General features: G+C 61.3%; 20 protein-coding genes. 6 read left to right on the top strand and 14 right to left on the bottom strand.

Going from position 1 to position 21,588, the window contains the following annotated elements; all coding sequences use genetic code 11:
- Positions 1-324: 324 nt before the first annotated feature.
- Together D1Y85_RS11785 and D1Y85_RS11780 are read right to left on the bottom strand one after the other, a co-directional pair.
- Positions 325-1,584, bottom strand: coding sequence for an autotransporter strand-loop-strand O-heptosyltransferase (locus D1Y85_RS11785; RefSeq protein WP_124151230.1), 1,260 nt, complete (start codon positions 1,582-1,584; stop codon positions 325-327).
- Between the two features lie 159 nt (positions 1,585-1,743).
- Positions 1,744-2,985: an NAD(P)/FAD-dependent oxidoreductase gene (locus tag D1Y85_RS11780; protein WP_221410281.1), complete on the bottom strand. Its 1,242-nt coding sequence runs from the start codon at positions 2,983-2,985 to the stop codon at positions 1,744-1,746.
- Between the two features lie 291 nt (positions 2,986-3,276).
- On the opposite strand from D1Y85_RS11780, the gene D1Y85_RS11775 reads away from it, so the two are divergent.
- Positions 3,277-3,825 carry a nucleoside 2-deoxyribosyltransferase gene (locus tag D1Y85_RS11775; RefSeq protein WP_124151228.1) on the top strand — a complete coding sequence of 183 codons (549 nt, stop codon included), beginning with the start codon at positions 3,277-3,279 and terminating at the stop codon, positions 3,823-3,825.
- Here the strand turns inward: D1Y85_RS11775 and D1Y85_RS11770 are convergent.
- Positions 3,819-5,477 carry a S10 family peptidase gene (locus tag D1Y85_RS11770; RefSeq protein ID WP_124151227.1) on the bottom strand — a complete coding sequence of 553 codons (1,659 nt, stop codon included), beginning with the start codon at positions 5,475-5,477 and terminating at the stop codon, positions 3,819-3,821. The genes D1Y85_RS11775 and D1Y85_RS11770 overlap by 7 nt on opposite strands.
- Positions 5,478-5,561: 84 nt before the next feature.
- Positions 5,562-7,148 carry a S53 family peptidase gene (locus D1Y85_RS11765; protein ID WP_124151226.1) on the bottom strand — a complete coding sequence of 529 codons (1,587 nt, stop codon included), beginning with the start codon at positions 7,146-7,148 and terminating at the stop codon, positions 5,562-5,564.
- Positions 7,149-7,410: 262 nt separating this feature from the next.
- Between D1Y85_RS11765 and D1Y85_RS27010 the strand changes: the two genes are divergently transcribed.
- Positions 7,411-7,875 (top strand): methyltransferase family protein, encoded by a 465-nt coding sequence (locus tag D1Y85_RS27010; protein ID WP_185218960.1) that lies wholly within the window; start codon positions 7,411-7,413, stop codon positions 7,873-7,875.
- 98 nt (positions 7,876-7,973) lie between these two features.
- Here D1Y85_RS27010 and D1Y85_RS11755 read toward each other — a convergent pair whose 3' ends face one another.
- On the bottom strand, positions 7,974-8,882 hold the full coding sequence (locus tag D1Y85_RS11755; protein ID WP_124151224.1) for a LysR family transcriptional regulator: 909 nt from the start codon (positions 8,880-8,882) through the stop codon (positions 7,974-7,976).
- 138 nt (positions 8,883-9,020) lie between these two features.
- Here D1Y85_RS11755 and D1Y85_RS11750 point away from each other — a divergent pair, with 138 nt between their 5' ends.
- Positions 9,021-9,785 carry an SDR family oxidoreductase gene (locus tag D1Y85_RS11750; protein WP_124151223.1) on the top strand — a complete coding sequence of 255 codons (765 nt, stop codon included), beginning with the start codon at positions 9,021-9,023 and terminating at the stop codon, positions 9,783-9,785.
- Between the two features lie 359 nt (positions 9,786-10,144).
- A complete protein-coding gene (locus tag D1Y85_RS11745) occupies positions 10,145-11,110 on the top strand; it encodes a Vgb family protein (protein ID WP_124151330.1) in 966 nt (321 codons plus the stop codon).
- Between the two features lie 290 nt (positions 11,111-11,400).
- On the opposite strand, the gene D1Y85_RS11740 is transcribed toward D1Y85_RS11745, so the two are convergent.
- Together D1Y85_RS11740 and D1Y85_RS11735 are read right to left on the bottom strand one after the other, a co-directional pair.
- Positions 11,401-11,793: a BON domain-containing protein gene (locus tag D1Y85_RS11740; protein ID WP_124151222.1), complete on the bottom strand. Its 393-nt coding sequence runs from the start codon at positions 11,791-11,793 to the stop codon at positions 11,401-11,403.
- Between the two features lie 963 nt (positions 11,794-12,756).
- Entirely contained in the window at positions 12,757-13,380 is a 624-nt protein-coding gene (locus D1Y85_RS11735) for a YbhB/YbcL family Raf kinase inhibitor-like protein (RefSeq protein ID WP_281278276.1), read from the bottom strand.
- A 405-nt stretch (positions 13,381-13,785) separates the two neighbouring features.
- Between D1Y85_RS11735 and D1Y85_RS11730 the strand changes: the two genes are divergently transcribed.
- A complete protein-coding gene (locus D1Y85_RS11730) occupies positions 13,786-14,073 on the top strand; it encodes a hypothetical protein (RefSeq protein ID WP_124151221.1) in 288 nt (95 codons plus the stop codon).
- Between the two features lie 84 nt (positions 14,074-14,157).
- Here the strand turns inward: D1Y85_RS11730 and D1Y85_RS11725 are convergent, their stop codons facing one another.
- Complete coding sequence (locus D1Y85_RS11725; RefSeq protein ID WP_124151220.1) at positions 14,158-15,291, bottom strand: porin; 1,134 nt, start codon at positions 15,289-15,291, stop codon at positions 14,158-14,160.
- A gap of 559 nt (positions 15,292-15,850) precedes the next feature.
- Between D1Y85_RS11725 and D1Y85_RS11720 the strand changes: the two genes are divergently transcribed.
- Positions 15,851-16,138, top strand: a complete 288-nt coding sequence (locus D1Y85_RS11720; protein ID WP_185218959.1) for a BON domain-containing protein — start codon at positions 15,851-15,853, stop codon at positions 16,136-16,138.
- A 139-nt stretch (positions 16,139-16,277) separates the two neighbouring features.
- On the opposite strand, the gene D1Y85_RS11715 is transcribed toward D1Y85_RS11720, so the two are convergent.
- The 6 genes from D1Y85_RS11715 to D1Y85_RS11690 form a co-directional block, all read right to left on the bottom strand.
- Entirely contained in the window at positions 16,278-16,667 is a 390-nt protein-coding gene (locus D1Y85_RS11715; protein ID WP_124151218.1) for a type II toxin-antitoxin system VapC family toxin, read from the bottom strand.
- On the bottom strand, positions 16,664-16,897 hold the full coding sequence (locus tag D1Y85_RS11710; RefSeq protein ID WP_124151217.1) for a type II toxin-antitoxin system Phd/YefM family antitoxin: 234 nt from the start codon (positions 16,895-16,897) through the stop codon (positions 16,664-16,666). The genes D1Y85_RS11715 and D1Y85_RS11710 overlap by 4 nt, the downstream gene beginning before the upstream one ends.
- A 98-nt stretch (positions 16,898-16,995) precedes the next feature.
- Complete coding sequence (locus tag D1Y85_RS11705) at positions 16,996-18,120, bottom strand: ABC transporter ATP-binding protein (protein WP_124151216.1); 1,125 nt, start codon at positions 18,118-18,120, stop codon at positions 16,996-16,998.
- Positions 18,121-18,249: 129 nt separating this feature from the next.
- A complete protein-coding gene (locus D1Y85_RS11700; protein ID WP_124151215.1) occupies positions 18,250-19,593 on the bottom strand; it encodes a GH1 family beta-glucosidase in 1,344 nt (447 codons plus the stop codon).
- A 63-nt stretch (positions 19,594-19,656) separates the two neighbouring features.
- Entirely contained in the window at positions 19,657-20,487 is an 831-nt protein-coding gene (locus tag D1Y85_RS11695; RefSeq protein WP_124151214.1) for a carbohydrate ABC transporter permease, read from the bottom strand.
- Positions 20,487-21,503, bottom strand: coding sequence for a carbohydrate ABC transporter permease (locus D1Y85_RS11690; RefSeq protein ID WP_124151213.1), 1,017 nt, complete (start codon positions 21,501-21,503; stop codon positions 20,487-20,489). Before D1Y85_RS11690 ends, D1Y85_RS11695 begins: the two co-directional genes overlap by 1 nt.
- Between the last annotated feature and the right edge of the window lie 85 nt (positions 21,504-21,588).

Genomic DNA, 21,588 nt, shown 5'->3' with positions numbered 1-21,588 from the left:
CGGTTCAATCGCCGTGGCCAATTACGTGGTCACGATAAGGAAGGTAGCAGTGACCTTACCTTTGTCTGGCACATTCCTTGGCCGAGAGGGGCATCACATCAAGCGGCGGGCAGCCCGGCGAATCAGCTCTTTTCAGACTCCATGCGACTGGCATACCGGAGGTCGGAGTGTAACCGATCGTCATTACGGAAACGCAGCCACTGCCTGGCACCGAGCATATTACCCGGCTCCGGCAGAAATCTACGAAACCCCCAAAATGCCAGCGAGTGCGCACCGCGCAGCCGCGTTGGCGCTCAGGCCGGAGCCGCGGCCGATCGTCGCCCCTTACTGCCCACCCGAGGAAATAAGCGGCCCGATCACCCCCATAACCTGCTCTGGCGTAATCGCCGAGGTGCACTCAAATCGCCGGTCATCGCCCGCATGGCGCGGGCACCAGGCGAAGTCGCTGCTGTCGAATTCGACCGTCGTGTCGTTGTAGCAGCTATTGCACACGCGAAAATTGATCACCCGCCACGGCGTATGAAACTCGGCCTTCGGATGCGAATGGCCGCTGATCAGCACGACCGGTGTCCTGACTGCCCATGCAAGCCAGGACAGACCGCCTGCGACCCCAATGAAGAAGTCAGCGTGCGCAAGCAGACTGGCCCGCTCCGTTAGCGGCCGATCGCCGGTGAAGTCCTCGGCGCCTTCCGGGATCGTGTTCAGCGCGCCCGCCAGGCCGTGTTCGCGGTCACGGTCGATACACAGCACGCGGTATCCACACGCCCTCAAAAGCGCGATCAGCGCCGGCCAGCCACCCGCGTTGTTCCAGTATTTGCATTGCGCAGACGCCTGCGTGCCAATACACACATAACGCTCGCGGATTGTGCGCTCCCGGTTGGCCACGACGATATTCGGGCGCCGCTCGATCGCGGGAACGCCCAGCATGTACGAAGCAAAGTCCTGCTGGTTGCTCACGCGCGCATCGGTCGGCTGATGGTCGCGGTCCGTGTACGGCAGGTAGCGGTCGAGCCGGTACGACGCGTAGAACGGCTCGCCTTCGGCCTCGATCTCGCCGGGTAGGCCGTCCACGAACTGCAGCGCCGGATAGGCGTCCTCGAAAAGCGGACGCAACCCCGGCCTCAGTTGCACGGTCACCTGGCATTCGTGCTGTTGCCGGAACGCCTCGATCGCCGGCATCCACGCAATGGCATCGCCCAACGCGCCCGAACCGACCTCGATCAGCACGCGCCGCCATGTCGCATCGAACGCGTGAGAAAACACGACGCGCGCGCCATCGAACACGTCGAACTGGAAGCGCACGAAGTATTTGCGGCGGCTCGAAGCAATTTCGCCCGCTTCGAACGTATCGAGCGAGATGACGTTGTTCGTGTCGAGGTCGCGCATCCGGACCCGCCAGCCCGCCACCGGCACCTGCACGCGGCAGCCGTAGTTGAAGTCGTAACGCACGCCCTCCCGGCCCAGCAGCGCTGGCACGTCGGGACGGGCGGACGGATTCGCCTCATGGCCGGGCAGTGTGCGCTCGCGTAATGCATTGCGCGACGGGGCAGGCGTAGCGGTCAGACGCCGGTCGGTCGTGTTCATCGTGCGGGACTCGTCTCATCTATGGGCGTACCGACGCTGACTTGCCGCGTCGGGCTTGCGCCGCGAACCCGTATACGGAGCGGCGCCGCCAACGATAATAGTCCGCCGTGCGAAGGCGCACGGCTACGCACATCAAGAGATTGTGAGATATGCAGCGCGTCAGGTCAGCGCGGCCGCCGCAAACTTGCCGAGGTCGATCGCGGGATCGTGCAGCGCATCGACATCGAGTTTCGCTCCGGACCCCACGAGCTTTTTGCCGCAGAGGAAGTCGGGCATCGAATTGACGGCGTCGATGGCGAGCAGCGACCGGTCCTTCAGATACCAGACCGCGAAGCGCCGCGCCGCCGGATCGCCACGCACGACGGCCTCGTCGTAGCCCTCCAGCAGGCCGACCGTCTGCAGTTTCAGATCGTATTGATCGGACCAGAACCACGGTGCATCGCAGACGGGACGCGGCTTGCCCGCGATGGCCGCCGCCGCGAGCTTCGCCTGCTCCACCGCGTTGTGCACGCTTTCGAGGCGCGCCGTGCGGCCATAGTGCGCGAGCGGCCGGTTCGAGCAGTCGCCGATCGCGAACACATCGGGGTCGGACGCCCGGGCATCGTCGTCGACCTGCACGCCGTTTGCGCAGGCGATGCCGGCCTCGAGCGCCAGCGTCACGTTCGGGACGACGCCGACGCCGACGAGCGCGAGCCCCGCCGGCACGACCTCGCCCGACGCCAGCTTCACGCCGCTCAACGTGCCGCCCTCGCCCACAAACGACTCGATTTTCGCGTCGAGGCGCAGATCGACACCCTTCGCGCGATGCTCGTGCGCGTAGAACGCCGAGACGGTTTCGCTCGTCACACGCCCGAGCACGCGCGGCGCGGCTTCGAGCACCGTGACCTCATGGCCGAGCTTGCGCGCGGACGCTGCCGCTTCGAGGCCGATATAGCCCGCGCCGATCACAACCAGCCGTTCGCCGGGCTGCAGGCGCGCGCGCAGCACGTCGGCATCGGCGAGCGAGCGCAGCGCCACCACCCCTTCCAGGTCGTGCCCGGGGATGGAAAGCACGCGCGGCGTCGAACCGGTCGCAAGAATCAGCTTGTCGTACTGCAGGTGGCTGCCATCGGCGAGCGCGAGCGTGTGGGACGCGCAGTCGAGTGAGCGGACTGCAGCGCCAAGCTTCAGTTCGATGCGGTTGTCGTCGTAGAACGCGCGCGGCTTCAGCCAGAGGCGCTCGATATCGGCCTCGCCCAACAGGTAAGCCTTGCTGAGCGGCGGACGATGATACGGCGGCACCGGCTCGGCGCCGATCAGCACGACCCGTCCGTCGAAACCGTATTGCCGTAACAGCGCCGCGGCGTTGCCGCCCGCGTGTCCTGTTCCGACGATCACCACCGTGCTCCCCGATCCGTCCATGTCCCCTCCCGTTCGTTTGTGCGCCCGGCTCATCGATTGCGGTGTTTCATGCGTGTGCCGCAACGATCGCCGCTGTGGCCTCACTGTGGCCCGCTTTGCCCTTTCGGCGCTGGTCTGGACGCGATCATCGCATGCTTTGGCTCCGGCGCTGACCATTGTCCCTGGCGAACGATTGCGTTCCTCATTGCGCGGCGCAGCCTCCGATTTCATTGAACCGCTTGCCGTTATTCACAACGTGGCTAGAATCGCGCAATCGCCCCTCACCACATAACAAGAATCCAGGAAACCGCCATGTCCAACGCCCCAGTTCCCCGCCCGCCGCGCGTCTACCTCGCGGGCTTCGACGTGTTCCGCCTCGATGCCCGCGCGTTCGGAGATCGCCTGCGCGCCATCTGCGCCGAATACGGTTTCGAAGGCGTCTATCCGCTCGACGCCGAAGTACCCGACGATCTCGACGGCCCACACAAGGCCGCCTGGATCTATCGAGCCAACGTCGACGCAATCCGCTCCGCCGACATCGTGATGGCTAACGTCGATGACTTTCGCGGCCCGGGCGAGCCCGATTCCGGGACAGCATTCGAAATCGGTTTTGCGGCCGCGCTAGGGAAAAAAATCTGGGCGTATACGACCGATGCGGGAACCTTGATCGATCGCGTGCCGTCGCAGCCGTCCCCTCAAGGACGCACATGCGCACGCGGTTTTCTGGTCGAAGACTTCGGACTCCAGAAAAATCTCATGATCGCGTGTTCCGCCCGAATCATCCGCGGCGACGCGCGCGCGTGCCTCGCGGTCATGGCACAGGACCGCGATAACCCGGACGCAATGCCGGCTGGTCAGTGATGCATCGTGCTCATCGTGCTCATTCGCTGCAGGGCGCGAATGCGCGCGACGGCTGGCCGGTCCTTCACCGCGCCCTGATACAGCTTCGCCAGATCGGCCTTGAGGGCAGTACGTGAGCCGTTGTCGAGATAGACCATGTGCCCCGAAGGGTAGAAGCGTGCACTGAGGTTGTCGCGCACCTTCTGATCGACGAGCGGCATCTTCTGCAGATCGATCACGGTCTGATAGAACGGCGTCACGAAGTCGTAGTAGCCGTTTGCCGAAAGCACACGCAGATCCGGGTTCAGCGCCATCACGGCAGCCAGATCGCCCGCCGTGTAAAGCACGATATTGCCCTGCGCGTCGATTCCCTTCTGGGCGCCCGTCGGGTCGATGTGGCTGAAATTCCAGTTATGGAATACCTGGTCGTTGAGATCCGTGAACGAAGAATTCGAACGGAATTTCAACTGCTCGTTCAGGTAGCTGTTCCACATCGCCGTATAGACGCCCGTCACGGCGGTCATGGTCGGATCGTTGCCACCCGAGTTCGGGTCGATCTTTCCCGCAATACCCGTGTCGATTGCCGTCACACGGCCATCGTACGCACCGAGCGCCACGCCTTTGTCCTTGAGCAGCGTCGTGAGAAAGAGTGAATTGCCGCGGCTGTCGTAGGCGGCGATGTCGAGGTTCCAGGACGAAAGCGTCTGCGTGTCGATGCCCGTGTATTTCGAAAGTGTGCTGAGCGCGGCCGCGATCGCCGGGTCCTTCGCATTGGGGAATTTCGCGAGCGCCTCGCGATAGTCCGCGCGCGCGAATTGCGCTACCTGCTCCGCGAACACCTGCAGGTCTTTCGGCTTCGGCTTCACGCCGACGCGATCGTGATACCACGCATCGGCTGCGGCGGTCGGGAGCGCGCCCACCGGATTGCCGCTTTGCGCGTAGTCGAGAATCGACGATTGCAGCGTGATGCCGTTCAGATCGACGCCATCCTCATGCAGCCGGTACGCGAGCACGCAACTGCGCGCCGTGCCATACGATTCTCCGAAAAGAAACTTCGGTGAATTCCAGCGATCGTTCGCCGTGAGATAGCGCTTGATGAACTGCTTGAGTGAGTCCGCGTCCTGATCGACGCCCCAGAATTCGCGGTTGTGATGCGGTGCGATCGCCGCCGAGTAGCCTGTGCCCACCGGATTGACGAACACGAGGTCGCTCTTGTCGAGCAGGCTGTCCGGGTTGTCTTCGAGCGTATAGGGCGCGGGTGGTGTGAAGCCCGGCATCGACGTCTTGATGCGCTTCGGCGCAAACGAGCCGAGCAGCACGAACACCGACGACGAACCTGGCCCGCCGTTGTAGAAGAACGTGACGGGGCGATCCTGCGCCTGCACGCCGTCCTTCGTGAACGCCACGTAGAAGATCTTGGCATTGGGTTGCGAGCTGCCCGGATCGACGGTCACGAGATGCCCCGCCGTCGCCGTATACGCGATCACCTCGCGTCCGATCTGCATCGCATGGTGCGTAATGGCGGCGTTCTCGGTCATGTCGGTGACGAAGTCGTCCGGACCGTTGCCGTATGCGGTGGGATCGAAACATGGGCGATCCGCGGGGCTGCGGTGTTTGCCGTTTCCACTGGATGCGTGGCCGTTGCCCTGCGTGGACCGAGCCTGATCGTTCATATCGTCTCCCTGCTCGTGCAGTGTGTGACGTTTTCGAATTCTTCCGCTTGTCGCCGTTGTCCGCGCGCGCGACGCCGCCTCATGCTACGCCGACGCGAACACCGCCGCCACTTTGGCGCCCACCGGTGTACCGAGGCCCGTGCAGGCGTCCCAGCCGGGCGCGGCAGAATAATCGCCGTTGTTACCGCTCGTGATGTCGTTGAATGCACCAGGCTGTGCGTAAAGCAACGCATTCACGAAGCCCACGGGTTTGCCGCGCGTGGCATTGATGCGCGCGATCAGCGCAGCCCACAGCGGCGCGACCGCGCTCGTGCCGCCCACCACCGTATCGCTTCCGCCGATGCGCACGACATAGCCCGTGGCAGGATCGGCATCCGCGGACACATCGGGGACGCCGCGACGCGCGAGCACGCTTGTGCTGCCGTCGCTGCCCGCGACCGAAAGGCCCTTCTGCCAGGCTGGCAGCGTGAAGGTCGCACTTACGCCGCCGCCCGTTGCCCCGTCGCTGGCGCTGCTCCACACCGTCTCGCGCTCGATCTTGCCATTGGCCGCCGTCACGCGCGTTCCGCCACAGCCGAGTGCGTAAGGGCTCGACGCAGGGAAGTCCACATGATCTGCGCCGTCGCCGACGCCATCCGATGAGCCGCTGTCGCCGGACGCAGCGCACACGGTCACGCCGAGCGCCACGGCCGTCTGCAGCACGTCGTTGAGCGCAGTGAGCGTCTGCTGTGTCCAGGCCGATTCAGGCGCGCCCCAACTGATCGAAATGACCGAGGGATTGCGTGTGCTGTCGTGCAACGCTGCGCTCACGGCATCGACGAAACCCACCTCGCTGTTTGGCGCGAAATACACGGCGATTCGCGCCGCCGGCGCGAGCGCACCCGCGATCTCGACGTCGAGCGTGACTTCGCCATCGGGACCATTCGGATCGCCGGTGGGGGCGTTCTTCGCCTGATCGACGGACACCGATTCCACTATCGGAAACGGCACGCTAAGCGCGCTGAAATACGCCTGCAGGTCCGTCTCGCTGTAGCCGCCGCCCAGTTCGACGAGCGCGATGCACTGCCCGCGGCCATCGCCGGACGGGAAGCCATAGAGCTGTGCGATCTGCAGTGGCGTGAACGAATTGCTCACGGCGCGCGCAGCGCGAATGGGCGGACGGATTGTCGGGTTGGTGCGAAAGTGCGGACGCGCCTTCGCCCGATTATCGAAGCCAAGCACGGCCGTGACGATTTCGTGGACGTCGTCGGGCAGATGCACGGGATGGCCCGGCTGGTGGAAGTGATGCGTGGCGTTGCCCACCTGATGCTCGAAGTGCTGCAGTTCGACGCCGAACGCAGTGTTGTACTGCTCCACCGTGCCGGAGAGCACGACGCGCCGCGCGGCCGGGTCCGTGTTCACGACCGTGAGTCCATGCGACGCGGCGAATCGCTCGACGCACTGGACATCGGCGGCAGAAGCGCCGAAGCGGTGTTCGAATTCTTCGCGCGACACCGGCTGTGCCGACGCGTCGCCTGACTCGAGCCGCTCGACCAGATCGCGGAAGCCGGCGCCGTTCTGGCGGCGCAGCATCACCACGATGTCAAAACGTTCTGCGGGGTCGCACGCACCCACGCACTTTGCATCGGCCGGTGCCGGGTGGTTGCTGCCTGCCAGGGTCCGCCTCGTCATGGCTTTTCTCCTCGCTCCAGCGCTTGCGTTGGACTTCGCACACGCTACAGTTTGCCGGAGTTCCGGATTGCTCACACATTTACTGCCACGCGTCGACGCATTTCCGGCGTCGGCTCATGACTTGTCGCGCAAAGTCGTTGGCGGCGAGCAAGCGATGTTCCCGGGAATAAACGCAATGCGACGCGCATCGCGTATATTCATTCCGCTATTTCATTCCACTATCGGCGCTACACACACTCACATTGTCCAGGGGATCTCATCCATGAAGCCTCGCATTCCGCCACCCGTCCTGATGCTGGCGGCGGCCGTCATCATGTGGGTTCTGCACCGCCGGTTTCCGCTCGCTGTATGGGTCGCCCGTCCATGGAATCAGTCTGGCAGCGTTGTGGCAGCCATCGGGGTCGCGATAGGCGTGGCCGCTGTCGTGCGTATGCATCAGGCGCATACCACCACCTCTCCGATGGACCCGGGCAAGGCCTCATCTCTCGTGACAGACGGGGTTTTTCGTATTAGCCGCAACCCGATTTATCTGGGCATGGCGTTGCTCCTGACCGGCTGGGCAATCTGGCTCGGCAGCGCGAGTCCATGGATCATTCCGCCGCTATTCGTGATCCTCATCACCGCCGTGCAGATCATTCCGGAGGAACAGGCGCTTGACCAACGCTTCGGGGAACCGTACCGCGCTTATCAGAAACGCGTCGCGCGATGGATCGGTCGCCCCGTGTGACGCACTCGTCGAGTGTGGCTGGCGTGGCTAGCGTGGCGTGATCACCCTGGCGCCGGATCGGTGCTAACCGGCGCGCGAGACGCGCCGGCTTCCCCCTTTCACGCCCTGTCCCAGGGCGGCACGCCAGCAAACGCATTGACCAGAAAATCGATGGCCGCGCGCACCTTCGCACTCACGTGACGACGGCTCGGATATAGTGCGAGCACATCGATATCCGGCAAGCGGTATTCAGGCAACACCCGAACGAGTCTGCCGGCGCGCAGGTCGTCTCCGATCAGAAACGTGGGTTGCCAGATCACGCCGTGCCCAGCGAGCGCCGCCGCTCGCGCTGTATCACCATTATTCGTGTGCATGTGACAGTTGACCTCGACAGCGCGCACCTTGCCGTGGCTGTCCGTCAATTGCCATTTGTCTGCCGTCGCAGCGTACGTGTATCCGATGCATCGATGTCTGATCAGGTCGGCCGGTGATTCCGGATGTCCCCAGGCATCCAGATAGTCTGGAGAAGCGCACAGGAAATTTTTCGACGTCGCCAGTTTGCGGGCTGCATGGTCAGCCGTACCCGCGCGCGAGATACGAATGGCCAGATCGAAGCCCTCCTCCACGATGTCGACGACGCGGTCGATGAGCGCAATGTCGAGTTCGACATCGGGATATCGCTGCATGAACTGCGGCCACAACGGCGCGAGATGCCGGACGCCGAAACTGACTGGCGCATTGATGCGCAGCCGTCCGCGTGGTTCGATCGACGTTGTCGACACCAGCCCTTCCGTTTCGGCGACGTCTTCGAGAATCGTCTTGCAGCGCGAATAAAGGGTCTCGCCGCCTTCGGTGAGAGACAGCTTGCGTGAGGTGCGATTAAGCAGCCGCGTGCCTAGATGCGCCTCGAGTTCATTGACATAGCGCGTGATGTTGGCGGGCGACGTTTCGAGCGCATCGGCCGCGCGCGCAAAGCTGCCCCGGCTAACCACAGTAACGAAGACTTCGAATGCACGCAGGCGGTCCATATCGAGCTCCGATCCTTCATAAAAGCTGAATGATACCGCCATTCAGATCGTCTTTTTCGAGCAGATTGGAAACCCTATAGTCAGGTTCACGGAGCCGGGGCATTGGGCATCGGTCCACAACTGAAGCTGGAGATAGACATGCAACGCTTGACAGGAAAAGTCGCCATCGTGACGGGTGCCAGCGCAGGTATTGGCCGTGCCGCTGCGAAGTTATTCGCTGCCGAGGGTGCCAGGGTCGTCGTGGCTGCGCGCCGCGAATCCGAACTCGATTCACTCGTGACCGAAATTACCCGTGAAGGTGGCACGGCCGTGTCACTTGCGGGGGACGTGCAATCCGAAGACTTCGCGAAAGCGCTGGTTGCACTCGCGGTCGAGCGCTTCGGCCGTCTCGACATCGCCTATAACAATGCGGGGACGCTCGGTGAAATGGGCCCGTCCACGGAGGTCTCGGAATCGGGCTGGTCAGCTACGCTAGCCACCAACCTGACGAGCGCGTTTCTCGGCGCCAAGCATCAGATTCCCGAAATGATCAAGCACGGTGGCGGATCGATCATCTTCACTTCGACCTTCGTCGGCTATTCGTTCGCGTTTCCGCAAACGGCTGCCTATGCCGCCAGCAAGTCCGGTCTGATCGGACTGACACAAGCGCTCGCTGCCGAATTCGGGCCGCAAGGTGTGCGCGTGAATGCCATCCTTCCGGGTGCAGTGGACACCGACATGTATCGCGGTATGAATAACACCGCCGAATCGCAGGCATTCGTGACGGGACTCCACGCGCTCAAGCGCGTCGCGAAGCCGGAAGAACTCGCACGCGCGGCGCTGTATCTCGCGTCCGACGATTCGTCGTTCGTGACCGGTACGGCTTCGCTGGTCGATGGTGGGGCTTCGATTACGCGCACGTGACGCGTTTGAAGGTAGCGTCTCGATAACGTCGTAGCGGGTCGACACCTTGACGGTGTCGGCCAGCGTTTGGGTGGCCGTCAACGGGCAAGGGAAAGTAATGCAACGTGAATGTCGAGACGCCGCCCTGGCTGTGTTTTGCTTTCCACACCGCGACGAACAATGCGCCTGTTTCAGGCCAGACTTGAGCCGGGACGGGTGAACGTGGAAAACGCGTAACGCGCCCCCTATGACGCTTGATGGCCGCACACGGCTTTGAGTCGAGATAAGTGCAACAATTAACCCGTCGCACGCTTTGAAACGCATCCTGGAAGACGGAGGCGGACATGCTGGAGATAGCGAGAGGACGAATCGTGGCGGCAATGATGAGTGCCATGCTCGTCATCTGCTCCGCGCAGGCGCAGGCGCAATCGCCGTCGTTCGATTCGTTCGCCGTGCCCACCGGCAGCGCACCGCACGACGTCGCTCCGGCGCCAGACGGCAACGTATGGTTCACCGCACAGGCACGTGGCGCAGTCGGGCGACTGGACCCGCGCAGTGGCAAGATCGACTTGATCCCCCTCGGCGACGGAGCGGCGCCGCACGGCGTGATCGTCGGACCTGACCACGCAGCATGGATCACGGACGGCGGCCAGAACGCACTCGTTCGCGTCGACGCGAAAACACTCGCCGTCACGCGTTTCGCGTTGCCGAAAGACCGCTCGGGCACCAATCTGAATACGGCGGTCTTCGACAAGCGCGGACATCTCTGGTTTACCGGGCAAAGCGGTATCTATGGTGAACTCGACCCGGCGACCGCCAGAATGCGCGTTTTCGATGCACCGCGCGGCCCCGGACCTTACGGCATCTGCGTCACCCCCGACGGCAGCCTGTACTTCGCCTCCCTGGCTGGCAGCTATCTCGGCCGCATCGATTCCGCGAGCGGTGCGGTTCAGGTCATCGAGCCACCGACGCCCGATCAAGGCGCACGCCGTGTATGGTCCGATTCGAAGGGGCGCGTCTGGGTCAGCGAGTGGAACGCGGGGAAAGTCGGCATGTTCGACACGGCGACGCATCAATGGCGCGAATGGCGACTGCCGGGCCAGGCCCCCCATCCATACGCGATCTTCGTCGACGACCGTGACATCGTCTGGCTCAGTGACTGGGGCGCCAACGCGCTTGTGCGTTTCGATCCACGAGCGGACCGGTTCGACGTATTTGCCCTTCCACGCCCGCATTCAAACGTTCGCCAGATGATGGGTCGACTGGGCGAGGTCTGGCTGTCTGAATCTGGAACCGATCATCTGCTGCGCTATAGACCTCGCGCACCGGACGTCGGCAACCAATGACATCGAGATTGCAGTGGCGCTGTCCAGCACTGCGAAATCCGCGAAATGGGCGGGATCGCTACAGGAAGCCGCGGACTCCACGCTAGCGACGATGCTCGTTGCGAGTCGACTCGTTGGCGACGCAAACGGATCGAGACTCCATTGCACCGAATTCGGCTTGCAAGAAAAAAACCGCACCTGCAGTCCACGAATGGAACTGCAGGTGCGGTCTTCAGGATAATCCCGGGGCACTTCGCCCGACGTCGGCGTCAACGCCCCGACGGGCGCAACACCCGCGCGCCGGACGACGCTCAGGACTGGTTCGGACGGATCGTCAGCGAGTTCTTGACCGACGTTACGCCTTGCACGCCCTTGGCGACTTCCGTGGCGTGCTCGATTTGCGCCTGCTCGGGCACCGAGCCCTGCAGTTCCACGGCGCCGTCACGCGCACGCACGGTGATCTTCGCTACGTCAATCGTCTTGTCCTTGGCGAGGACGCCGCGAACCTTGCGGCTGAGCGCGCGGTTGGCCGCCTTGGCCTGCTTCAGTTGCGCCTGAGACTGGTTGACCTGATGCTGCGCAGCCGCAGTCGGACCGCTAGCCGCGGGAGCAGCGGATGCCGCATCACCCTGCGCATAGACCTGAAACGAAGCAGCCACAAGAGCCGTGGCTGCGGCCAGCTTGAACACTTGAATAGCCTTCATGCAGTTTCTCCTGTTGTTACTGTCTTATTGCTGACCCACCAACGAGCCGGTGCGCTACACCCGGTGTGTACACCATCTACTACGAAAAAATCGCATGCGAAAAACGGCACCAGGGAAGTGCCGTATTCTGTCGCGTCAACGTGTCCATTTGCGCTAGCGAGCGGCAGGCCCGCTCGATTTCCTCGCGCAATTCGTCCAAAGCCGCGCTTATTTTTGACCGGATTCGATTATAAGAATGTAAACCAAACGGTGCGGGGCAGGGAAAACGCGGCTGAATCACTAGCTTGCAATCGATCTCGTCATGGAGTAGGCGCGCGATTGGTAGCCACGGCAATGTGGTCAGATCCCTGTCGTTGCCTTATGGAACCGTCAAGGAACCGTCAAGGAACCGTCAAGGAACCGCCCAACCATTGAACGCATTCGGCGCGCGCCCACGCGTGTTTTCCCCACTACGCGAGAAATCGGGCGCATAGAAAGCGGATAGCCAGTGGCATAAGCGCAAAAATATGTGCCAGGTGTCGCGAAATCGCGACGCAGATTCCGCCGTTCGGCGTGTGCTCTGAACAACGGGTAACAGGCACCCCGAACCGGACGCTCCCGACGTCTAGACGAACGACTGCTACGCGACGAGTCCGAAGAGATAATCAAGGAATTAACGCGCACAACGCACCGTTCGTCTGGGAGTGGCAGTCTCAGGGAAAGCGGGGGCTTGATATGAAACTCGAAGCAGCACATTTTTAAAACTCGTCCGGACCACAACGCGTCTCCAGAAATAGATTCGGGATTAATTGTCGAGGGGATAAATGCGGCGAGTTGACGGGATAGCTAAAAAAACAAGGCCACGATTGGCGAATTTCCAGGGCTAAATGTGGCAACCGTCCCAGGTCCAGCCACCGCGTGCCCACGCAGCAGCTGGACACGTCGCGAGTACGGTCCAGCGGTCCATCAGTCTCCGGCCAGCCATTACCGGCCGTAGTACGCTGTAAAGGACGCTTTACCCAGCAGCTTGTCACCCAGCCCCTTGTTCAGGGCGAAACCGTGTAGCGCGGCGGTACCGGTCTTCGGAATACCGGCTGCCGCGTACAGATCGCTCACGGCGAGCGCAAACAACGTAAAGACATAACGATGCGGCTTGTCGCCCACCGGCGGGCAGGGGCCGCCGTAGTTGCCATTGCCACCCGTCGTGCCCGTGTCCTGGTAGTCGTTCATACCGCCATTGGCACCAGCCGGAAGGCCGGACGCCGAATTGCCGGCCGCCTGCGGCAGGTGCGTCACGGTCGCGGGAATGTTGTAGACCGTCCAGTGCCAGAAGCCGCTGCCTGTGGGCGCATCCGGATCGTAGACCTGTAGCGCGAATGATTTTGTACCTGCCGGCACACCCGTCCACACCAGGGCCGGCGACACATTTTCGCCCTTACAGTCGAATCCTTTCAGCACGAACTTATCGGCAATCTTGCCGCCCGCAGCGATGTCGGGGCTAGACAGAATGAACTTGTCGCCGGCCTGCGCGAAGGCAGGAGACAGCATTAGCGCGGACAAGCCGGCGAGAAGCAGAGCCTTTGACGAAAGACGGTATTGGAGGTTCATGACGTTCCTTTTGTGTCAGTGGCAAAGAGACTGCAGTGAGGGCTGAAGGTAATACAAAATCGCCATCATCACGTCGATCCGACTCAAGAGTAACGAAGTTAAAGACTCCTGCCAAACTGATGATGCGCTCGTCGCTGGATAGCTGAATACTTCGGCTGCCGGGATTCGTGCGCTAACCGTGCTTTATTTTCCGATTTCTCGTTGCAGGTTACGCTGGCGGCCCCTTCCAGCTATGCGCCCAGGCGCAAATTTGTTCGCGCTTTGAGTAATCGCCTCGACACGCTCCGGCTCGACCATGTTGTTGCGGGTGGGTACATATCGACCCTCAGCTGCCGTCCGGTCACGCCTGACCTCGCCGACCGATTACGAATGCGGATTCAAAATGGCAGATCGCGAGGCTCCGCAATGAAAATGATCTCGCGCCCTATGACGCGAAACGAAAAGCCCCGTGGGCCGCGCGAAAGCCTGACCGCGCGAATGCCGAGCACGATGCGAGCGACGCGCAGCACCGAAAATATGCAGCAAGGCACCTGTTCGTCAAGCGATGGGTTTCGTTTGGGAAATTTGTTGCTGGCGCAACGTGATGAGCAACTGACAAGCGGGGAAAAGCTATTTAACTACATAAAACACGTTTGTGACAGCGTCGGAAGCACGACGAAAAAAGAGCCGGTGTGCCTGGGTGGAGGAACTTGACACACCGGCCTCTTCAACTGAAGAGTCAAACGGGTACTACCTGGAGTCTCTGGAGAATCACACTTTCGACCACGTCAAACGTGATCAGAACTGGGTGAAGATACCGGCGATTGCACCGAACTGGCCCTGGCCGAAATTCGGGTTGCCGCCACCTTCGCCGACGCTCGGGTTGCCGCTGACCGAGAAGTTGGCCGTCGAGCTGTTCTTGGCATAGCCAGTTTCCACGTACAGGAACGTACGCTTCGACAGGTTGTAGGTGCTGCCCAGCGTGAACAGCGTACCGTTGCCGTTGCCGTGGTTCACGTTCGAGTGGTAGATACCAGCCGTCACAGCCGTAGCTGCGTTGACTTGCCAGTTTGCACCGATCCAGCCGTAATCCACGGCAGTCGGTGCCGAGGCGCCAGGTGCCAGAGTGGTCGGGTTGAACGTCGCCGTGTTTTGTGCCGCCTGCGGTGCGCTCAGGTGTTCATAGCCGTAGTACGCACGCACCGGACCGAAGGTCAGCGTGCCGCCAACCATCGCCATGCGCGACGTCGAGAAGACGTTGCTGAACTGGCCGTTGATGTCACGCACTTCGTCGTAAATCACGCGAACGTCGCCCATGCCGAACGTGTAGTACGCGCCGATACCGTTGGTGCGGCCGCCAGCCGAGACGCCGGCCGTGTTGACGCCCGTACCGACGTTCCAGCCGCCCGTGCTGCCGAGCAGCGAGTATTGAGCCTTGAAGCTGAAGCCCGACCACGTCGGCGACGAATATTCGGCTGCGCTCGTCGTCTTCGCCCAGTTACGGCCGCGCACCATCGAGAAGATCGAGTACGCCTGCATTTCCTGCGGGTCGGCACCCCAGGTATCCTGCGTGATTTCGCCGTCGCCGAGGTTACCCAGCTTGAACGTACCGTACCGGTCGTTGCTCAAACCGACCGTCGCATGACGATTGAACAGAGAGCTCGTGTTCGCCAGCGAACCGTTGGTCGTGATAATTGCGCTTTCCAACTGGAAAATCGTCTTGGTGCCGCCGCCGAGGTCTTCAGCGCCCGTAAGGCCCCACCACGACTGACCCCAGAGGCCGCTGCCCATGCCAAACGAGTGGCCGTTGCCGTTGATGTTGTTCGTGTAGCTCAGACCGTTGTCGATACGGCCATACAGCGTCACGCTGCTTTGCGCGTGGGCTGCTGCTGCGATTGCGAACAACGAAATCGCTAGAACCTTCTTCTTCATTCGTCCTCCTAACCTTTGTCAAATGATCTCACCGCTTTTTTGAGTTCCCAATTCTTGTTGGTGTCTCAACCGCAGCTCTGTAGTTAAACAACGAAATGTCCTCGTCACATTTCGAGACAATTATAAAAATGCATACGCTCTTGGCGGAGGCAGGGAAAACGCTGCCAAGAAATACTCTTGCAAGCGCTTTCATCATGCAGTAGCGCGCCTCTTGTAGCCATGACTCAATGGTCATATCGCCATCGACTCCCAAAGGATTCGTCCCGCGCCGCGCAGGTATTTCGCGGTTGTGCGAGAATGGCCCGCATGCTCCCGTGCACGAGCACAAGAAAAAAAATCCTCGCGTTGCCTAAAAACCACATCCCTCTATAAAGACAGCAAGCGGCTCGATGCGCGGTCCCGTTGTCCGCCGCAGATGCCGTTTTCCCGTCCCTGTCCGGGCGGTCAAAATGCAAACCTGTGCGCGCATCGACTTCCGCGGAACCCGCCTTTCCGGTTGCGCGGGAAGAACGAGTGCCGGATTGCTCCGGCGCCCCGATTTGTCGATAAGGAGGTAAATATGAAAACTGCTTTTGCATCGTCTCTCGCACTGGCCATTTCATGCTCGATCGTCCCCGCAGCACACGCCGACACCAGTCTCGCCAATCAGATCTACAGCGCCATGGGGAACGCGGGCGTCACCACTTCCCACATGTTTGTATTGACGCAGGGGGGCGATGTGACGCTCGTCGGCCGGCTGCCGGAGCTCCGGCAGGTGCAACTGGCCGACCAGGCGGCACACAGTGTTCCGGGTGTCACGTCGGTCAACAACCAGCTCACGGGCCTCGGAGGTGGGCGCACCCACTAGCAGCACCGGCTCGCACCAGACCGACCGTACTGGATGGCCGTGCAGCAGTCGCGAAAGCAAAAGGCCGGATCAGCCCCCAAAGGCGTCCGGCCTTTTTCTCATACGCAACACCGCCAGTCAGCGGGTATCCCCAGGGCCATTACCAGACGGTCTCCACGTGCGCTAGAGCGCGCAATCTGGCGTCCGGCGTAACCAGCCTCGTGCCGAACGTGCGGGCAGTGGCAACGATCAGCCTCTGCTCACAAGACAGATCCTGGGAAAGGGAGGCGGCCCTGAAAGCGATCTCAAGATCCGGAGGCACCATCGTCACGTAGTCGACCGATACGACGGTCGACAGCCAGGTCCGGGTATCCATGGAAAGCTCAAGACGGCCGTCAGCGACGAACCGGATGACTTCGAGGACGCTAATCGTCGAAACGAGCATCTCGCCGCCGTTCTGTTCATCGTCCATGGCGGAGCGGGCAGCCGGCGTTAGAGCCTTGTCGTCACTCAGCCAGTAGATCAGCGCGAGTGTATCGACGGCGATCATAAGGCTTCCTGCGGCTCCGGCAGCCCCTCCGGAACGCCCTTTGCGTTGAAATGCACGATCGATGCACGCACGACTTGCAGCGGATCTCGACGTTTGCTTCGATACGGGCGGATTTCGACAGTGGGATGTCCGCGGTCGGTGACCACGACGCTCTCCCCCAGCATTTCCACCTGCCTGAACAACTCACACGCATGCGCTTTGAACGCGGCCTTCGATACCCTCTTTTCCATTGCTCATCTCCACCCACAAGAATTGATTTATTCGTTATATGAACCGGACGGCATTCGAGGCTGCCGATTTAGTATGTCGTGCGAACTGCCAACAGCTTTCAACCCACCGCCACTGCCTGCTGCTCCTCGTGCGCAAATGCGATGGCCTTACCCTCTGAATCGAACAGCGTGACCGCCGGGATAGTGAGCGAAAGTCCAATTTGCTGTCCAACTTCAAGATTCGGCGCACGACCGTCGACTCGCACTGCAACCGTCCTGGTCGAATCGGGCAAACGGGCGTGCAGAATCGACACGTCGCCGAGATGCTCGATCAGGTCAACCGTCGCGCCGAGACCCTGCCCCGGCTGTGTGATGGCGATGTGCTCGGGGCGTACACCGAGGGTCAATTCGGTTCCGATACTGCCCTCGGCCCGTCCCCACAGCGAGATGAACTTGCGGCATTCGGCCAGTTCGATGACGGTCTGCGTATCGCTTTGAGAAACCAGGCGTGCCGGCAGCAGATTCATCTTCGGCGAGCCGAGAAAGCCGCCAACGAAGAGGTTCGCGGGCTTGGCATAAAGATCGAGTGGCGCGCCAATCTGCTCGATGCCGCCCTTGTTGAAGACAACGATCTTCTGTCCAAGCGTCATCGCTTCGACCTGGTCGTGCGTCACGTAGATCATCGTCGTGCCGAGTTCGCGATGCAGCTTCGCCAGTTCGATCCGCGTCTGCACACGCAGCGACGCGTCGAGATTCGACAGCGGCTCGTCGAACAGGAAGATGCGCGGCTTGCGTACGATGGCACGGCCGATCGCCACGCGTTGCCGCTGTCCGCCCGAGAGCGCCTTGGGCTTGCGATCGAGCAGATGCGTGATCTGCAGAATTTCGGCCGCGCGTCCCACCGCCTGCTTGATCTCGGCCTTTCCGGTTCCGGACAGCTTCAGCGAGAAACCCATGTTTTCCGCTACGGTCATGTGCGGATAGAGCGCGTAGTTCTGGAACACCATGGAAATTCCCCGATCTCTCGGCTGGAGATCGTTGACCCGCACGCCGTCGATGAGAATGTCGCCCCCACTCGTCGATTCGAGTCCGGCGATCATCCGCAGCATGGTCGATTTTCCGCATCCCGACGGACCCACGAACGCCGTGAACTGACCATCGGGCACATGCAGATCGATGCCGTGTATCACCCGCGGCCCCTCTCCATATGTCTTTTCGACATTGCGCAATACAAGCTCGCCCATCTCTGTCTTCTCCTCATGTTCCTCTGCTGCAGCCCGCAAGACTCTCTTCGCCGTTCCCGGTACGGGCTGCCGCCACGGCCATCTTCAGTGGCGCCGGCCAGACGCTTGCGCGTCGGGCCGGCGCTCAGGTCACGCCTGCACTGCGTTTGCTTGAGCCACGTGCTTCGCGATGACGTCCCTGTACCACAAAGCACTATCTTTCGGCGTGCGTTGCTGGGTCGCGTAGTCTACGTACACCATACCGAAACGCTTGTCGTATCCCGACGCCCACTCGAAGTTATCCATCAGACTCCAGGCGAAATATCCCGCCACATTGACGCCCTGACTGGCAGCTTCATCGAGCGCGGCGAGATGGCGATCATAGAAGTCGATGCGATCGTTGTCGCGAACCCGACCGTTCTCCAGGACATCCTTCGCAGCACAGCCGTTTTCCGTAATGAACACCGGCGGCAGCTTGTAGTCGGCATTCAGTCTGGTCAGCAATTCAGTCAGACCTTGGGGATAGATTTCCCAGTCCATGTCCGTGAAGCCGAGTTCGCCCGGCGGCCGCTTCTCGCCCGAAGCGCTGGCAAAAATGCGGGTGTAGTAGTTGATCCCGAGGAAATCCATCGGCGTGCCGATGATGTCGAAGTCACCGTCGCGAATCACGCCTTGCGGGCCATTCTCCCCGTACCACTTCAAGGCTTCTGCCGGATATTCACCCTTGAAGATCGGATCCATGTACCAGCTCACGAACTTCGAATACTCGAGCGAAGCGGCGGCCTGGTCTTCAGGCGAATCCGTCGCACCGTGCGCGGGCGACTGGTTGAGGACGATTCCAAGCGGCGCCTTCACGCCATCGGCGCGCAACGCCTGCAACGCGAGACCGTGAGAAAGCAGCAGGTGGTGCGCGACATTTGCCGCCTTCTTCAGGTTTGCGTTGCCGGGTGCGAAATAGCCGGTGGCATTACCGAGCCACGCGGTACACCACGGTTCATTATGCGTGGCAATCGAAGCGACCCGATCGCCCAACAGGCTGCCGATCTTGCGTGCGTAATCCGCGAAACGGTACGCTGTGTCGCGATTTTCCCAACCTTGCTGGGTCTCCTGCAACGCAAGCGGAAGATCCCAGTGATACAGCGTCGCGAACGGCTGCATGCCGCGCTCGAGCAATCCGTCGACGAGACGCTCGTAGAACGCGAGACCCTTCTCATTGAACGCGCCCTTGCCGTCCGGTTGAACACGCGGCCAGGCGATCGAGAAGCGGTAAGCCTTGATGCCCAGCTCCGCCATCATGTCGAGATCCTGTTCGAGCCGATGATAGTGGTCGCAGGCCACGTCACCGTTTTCGCCGTTCACCACCTTGCCGGGAACCCTGCAAAAAGCATCCCAGATCGAGGGGCCACGACCATCGTCGCGAGCGGCGCCTTCGATCTGATAAGAACTCGTGGCAACACCCCAAACAAAGTCGTCACTGAATTTGTAGCTTTTCATTAAATTTGTAGTCCAAAGTTGTTTAACTGGATGCATAACCTGCATGAATTCAGGTAAGCGGCTTCAGGCCTTCACGGCACCCGCCGTCATCCCGTCGATCAATCGGCGCGAGGTGAAAGCGAACAGGATCAGCAGCGGCAATACCGCGACCGCTGAACCCGCCATCACCGCGCCCCAGTCGGAATTGGTTGGACTCTGGAGAATCCGCAAAGCGAGCGGCAAGGTGTACATCGAGGGCGAACGCAGCACCACGAGCGCGGAGAGGAAGTTATTCCACGCCTGAATGAAGCTGATCAGCCCCAGCGTTCCCAGTGCCGGACCGAGCAGCGGCAGCACGACAGTCCAGTAGATGCGCAGCTCGCTGCAACCATCGATACGCGCTGCCTCGACAAGCTCGGACGGAATCGCACTGGCGATGTACTGACGCATCAGGAAGACGCCAAGCGCGGCTGCCGCTCCCGGCACGTACAGTGCGCGTGGCTGGTTGATCCAGCCGAGCAGGTCCATCGTCATGAACGTCGGAATCATGCTGAGAAACGGCGGCACCAGCATGCCGGTGAGTGCCACGGCAAACAGCGTCTTCTTGAAGCGGAATTCGTACATGGCAAACGCATAACCTGCCATGGACGTCACCAGCAAGGTCAGAAGCGTCTGCAGCACCGACGTATACAAGCTCCAGCCCAGATTGCGCCAGAACGGAATATGACGCATCAGCGACGCCATATTGTCCAGAAACGCATTGCCGAACCAGAGCGGCGGCGGCATCGAGAAAATCTCGGAGCTGCTGTGCGTGGCGAACACGAACATGAAGTAGAACGGCGAGAACATCAGCACGGCGCCCGCCGACACAATGGCATAGCCGACATAACGCGCCCGGTTGCGTGACTGTTTCATTATTTCCCGGCCTCCTTCATGCCGCCGCGATTGAAGATACGCGTGTTGATCCACATGAGCCCGGTGATAGCCACGAACAACAGCCACGCGATCGAACTCGCGGTGCCGAAATCGCCGTCGTGAAAGGCCGTGCGATACATGTAGACCGCAGTGGTCAGCCCGGATTGGCCGGTTCCCATGCCATCGTTTGGCAGCAGGATGAACGGCTCTTCGAACAGTTGCAGCCCGCCGATGATCGACAGCGTGACGGCGAGGAAGATCATGGGCTTGAGCAGCGGCAGGATGACGAGCCTGAATTGCTGCCAGCCGTTCGCGCCATCGATCTTCGCGGCTTCGTAGAGCTCGCCCGGAATCGTCTGGAGCGCGGAAAGATAGAGCACCGTGTTCCAGCCGACATAGCGCCAGAAGATCACGACCGAAACCGCGGGCTTCACGTTCGACGCGTTATAGAGCCATTCGATGTGATGCTCGGGTACGATCCAGTGCATCCCCGGCAGCTTCCCGATCTCGGCAATTGCAAGGTTGATCATGCCGAAGTCGGTCGAGTACAGCGACGAGAAAATCAGCGCGATCGCTACGCTCGAAGTGATGAACGGCAGAAAATACAGACCGACGACCAGATTGCGCCAGCGGCGAAAACAGGTTTGCAGAAAGAACGCCAGCGGCAGTGCGATCAGATGCTGCGGCAAGCCCGACGTGATCGCCATGAATGCCGTGTTGTACAACGACTTCCAGAACCAGTGGTCGGTCAGCGTGAAAGTGAAGTTCGACAGGCCCACCCACTTCATGCCTGCGAGACCCGAGGTCGCGTCCCAGCTCTGGAACGACAGGAACAATGAAAACAGAAGCGGAAACGCGATAAACGTCGCAAACAACAGAAAGAACGGCGCGAGAAAGAAATATGGCGCGACTTTCTGTGGATCCGCAAACAGGCGGCGGCGGCCGACGGCCGGCAATGGAAGCGCCTCGCCGGGCTGCAGCACGTTTGCTTCGGGTTCGGACATCAAGTCACTCATCTACGACTCCAACCTGACTGGCGCGGCCGGCTCGGTACGCCGGCCGCGCGAGTTTCCCATCGGAAAATGCACTTAGTGCGCGGCT

It is taken from the genome of Paraburkholderia dinghuensis (genome assembly GCF_003837865.1).
Taxonomy (GTDB): Bacteria; Pseudomonadota; Gammaproteobacteria; order Burkholderiales; family Burkholderiaceae; genus Paraburkholderia; species Paraburkholderia dinghuensis.
The sequence above is the reverse complement of the archived record's forward strand: the minus strand, read 5'-3'. Positions and strand labels throughout refer to the sequence as shown.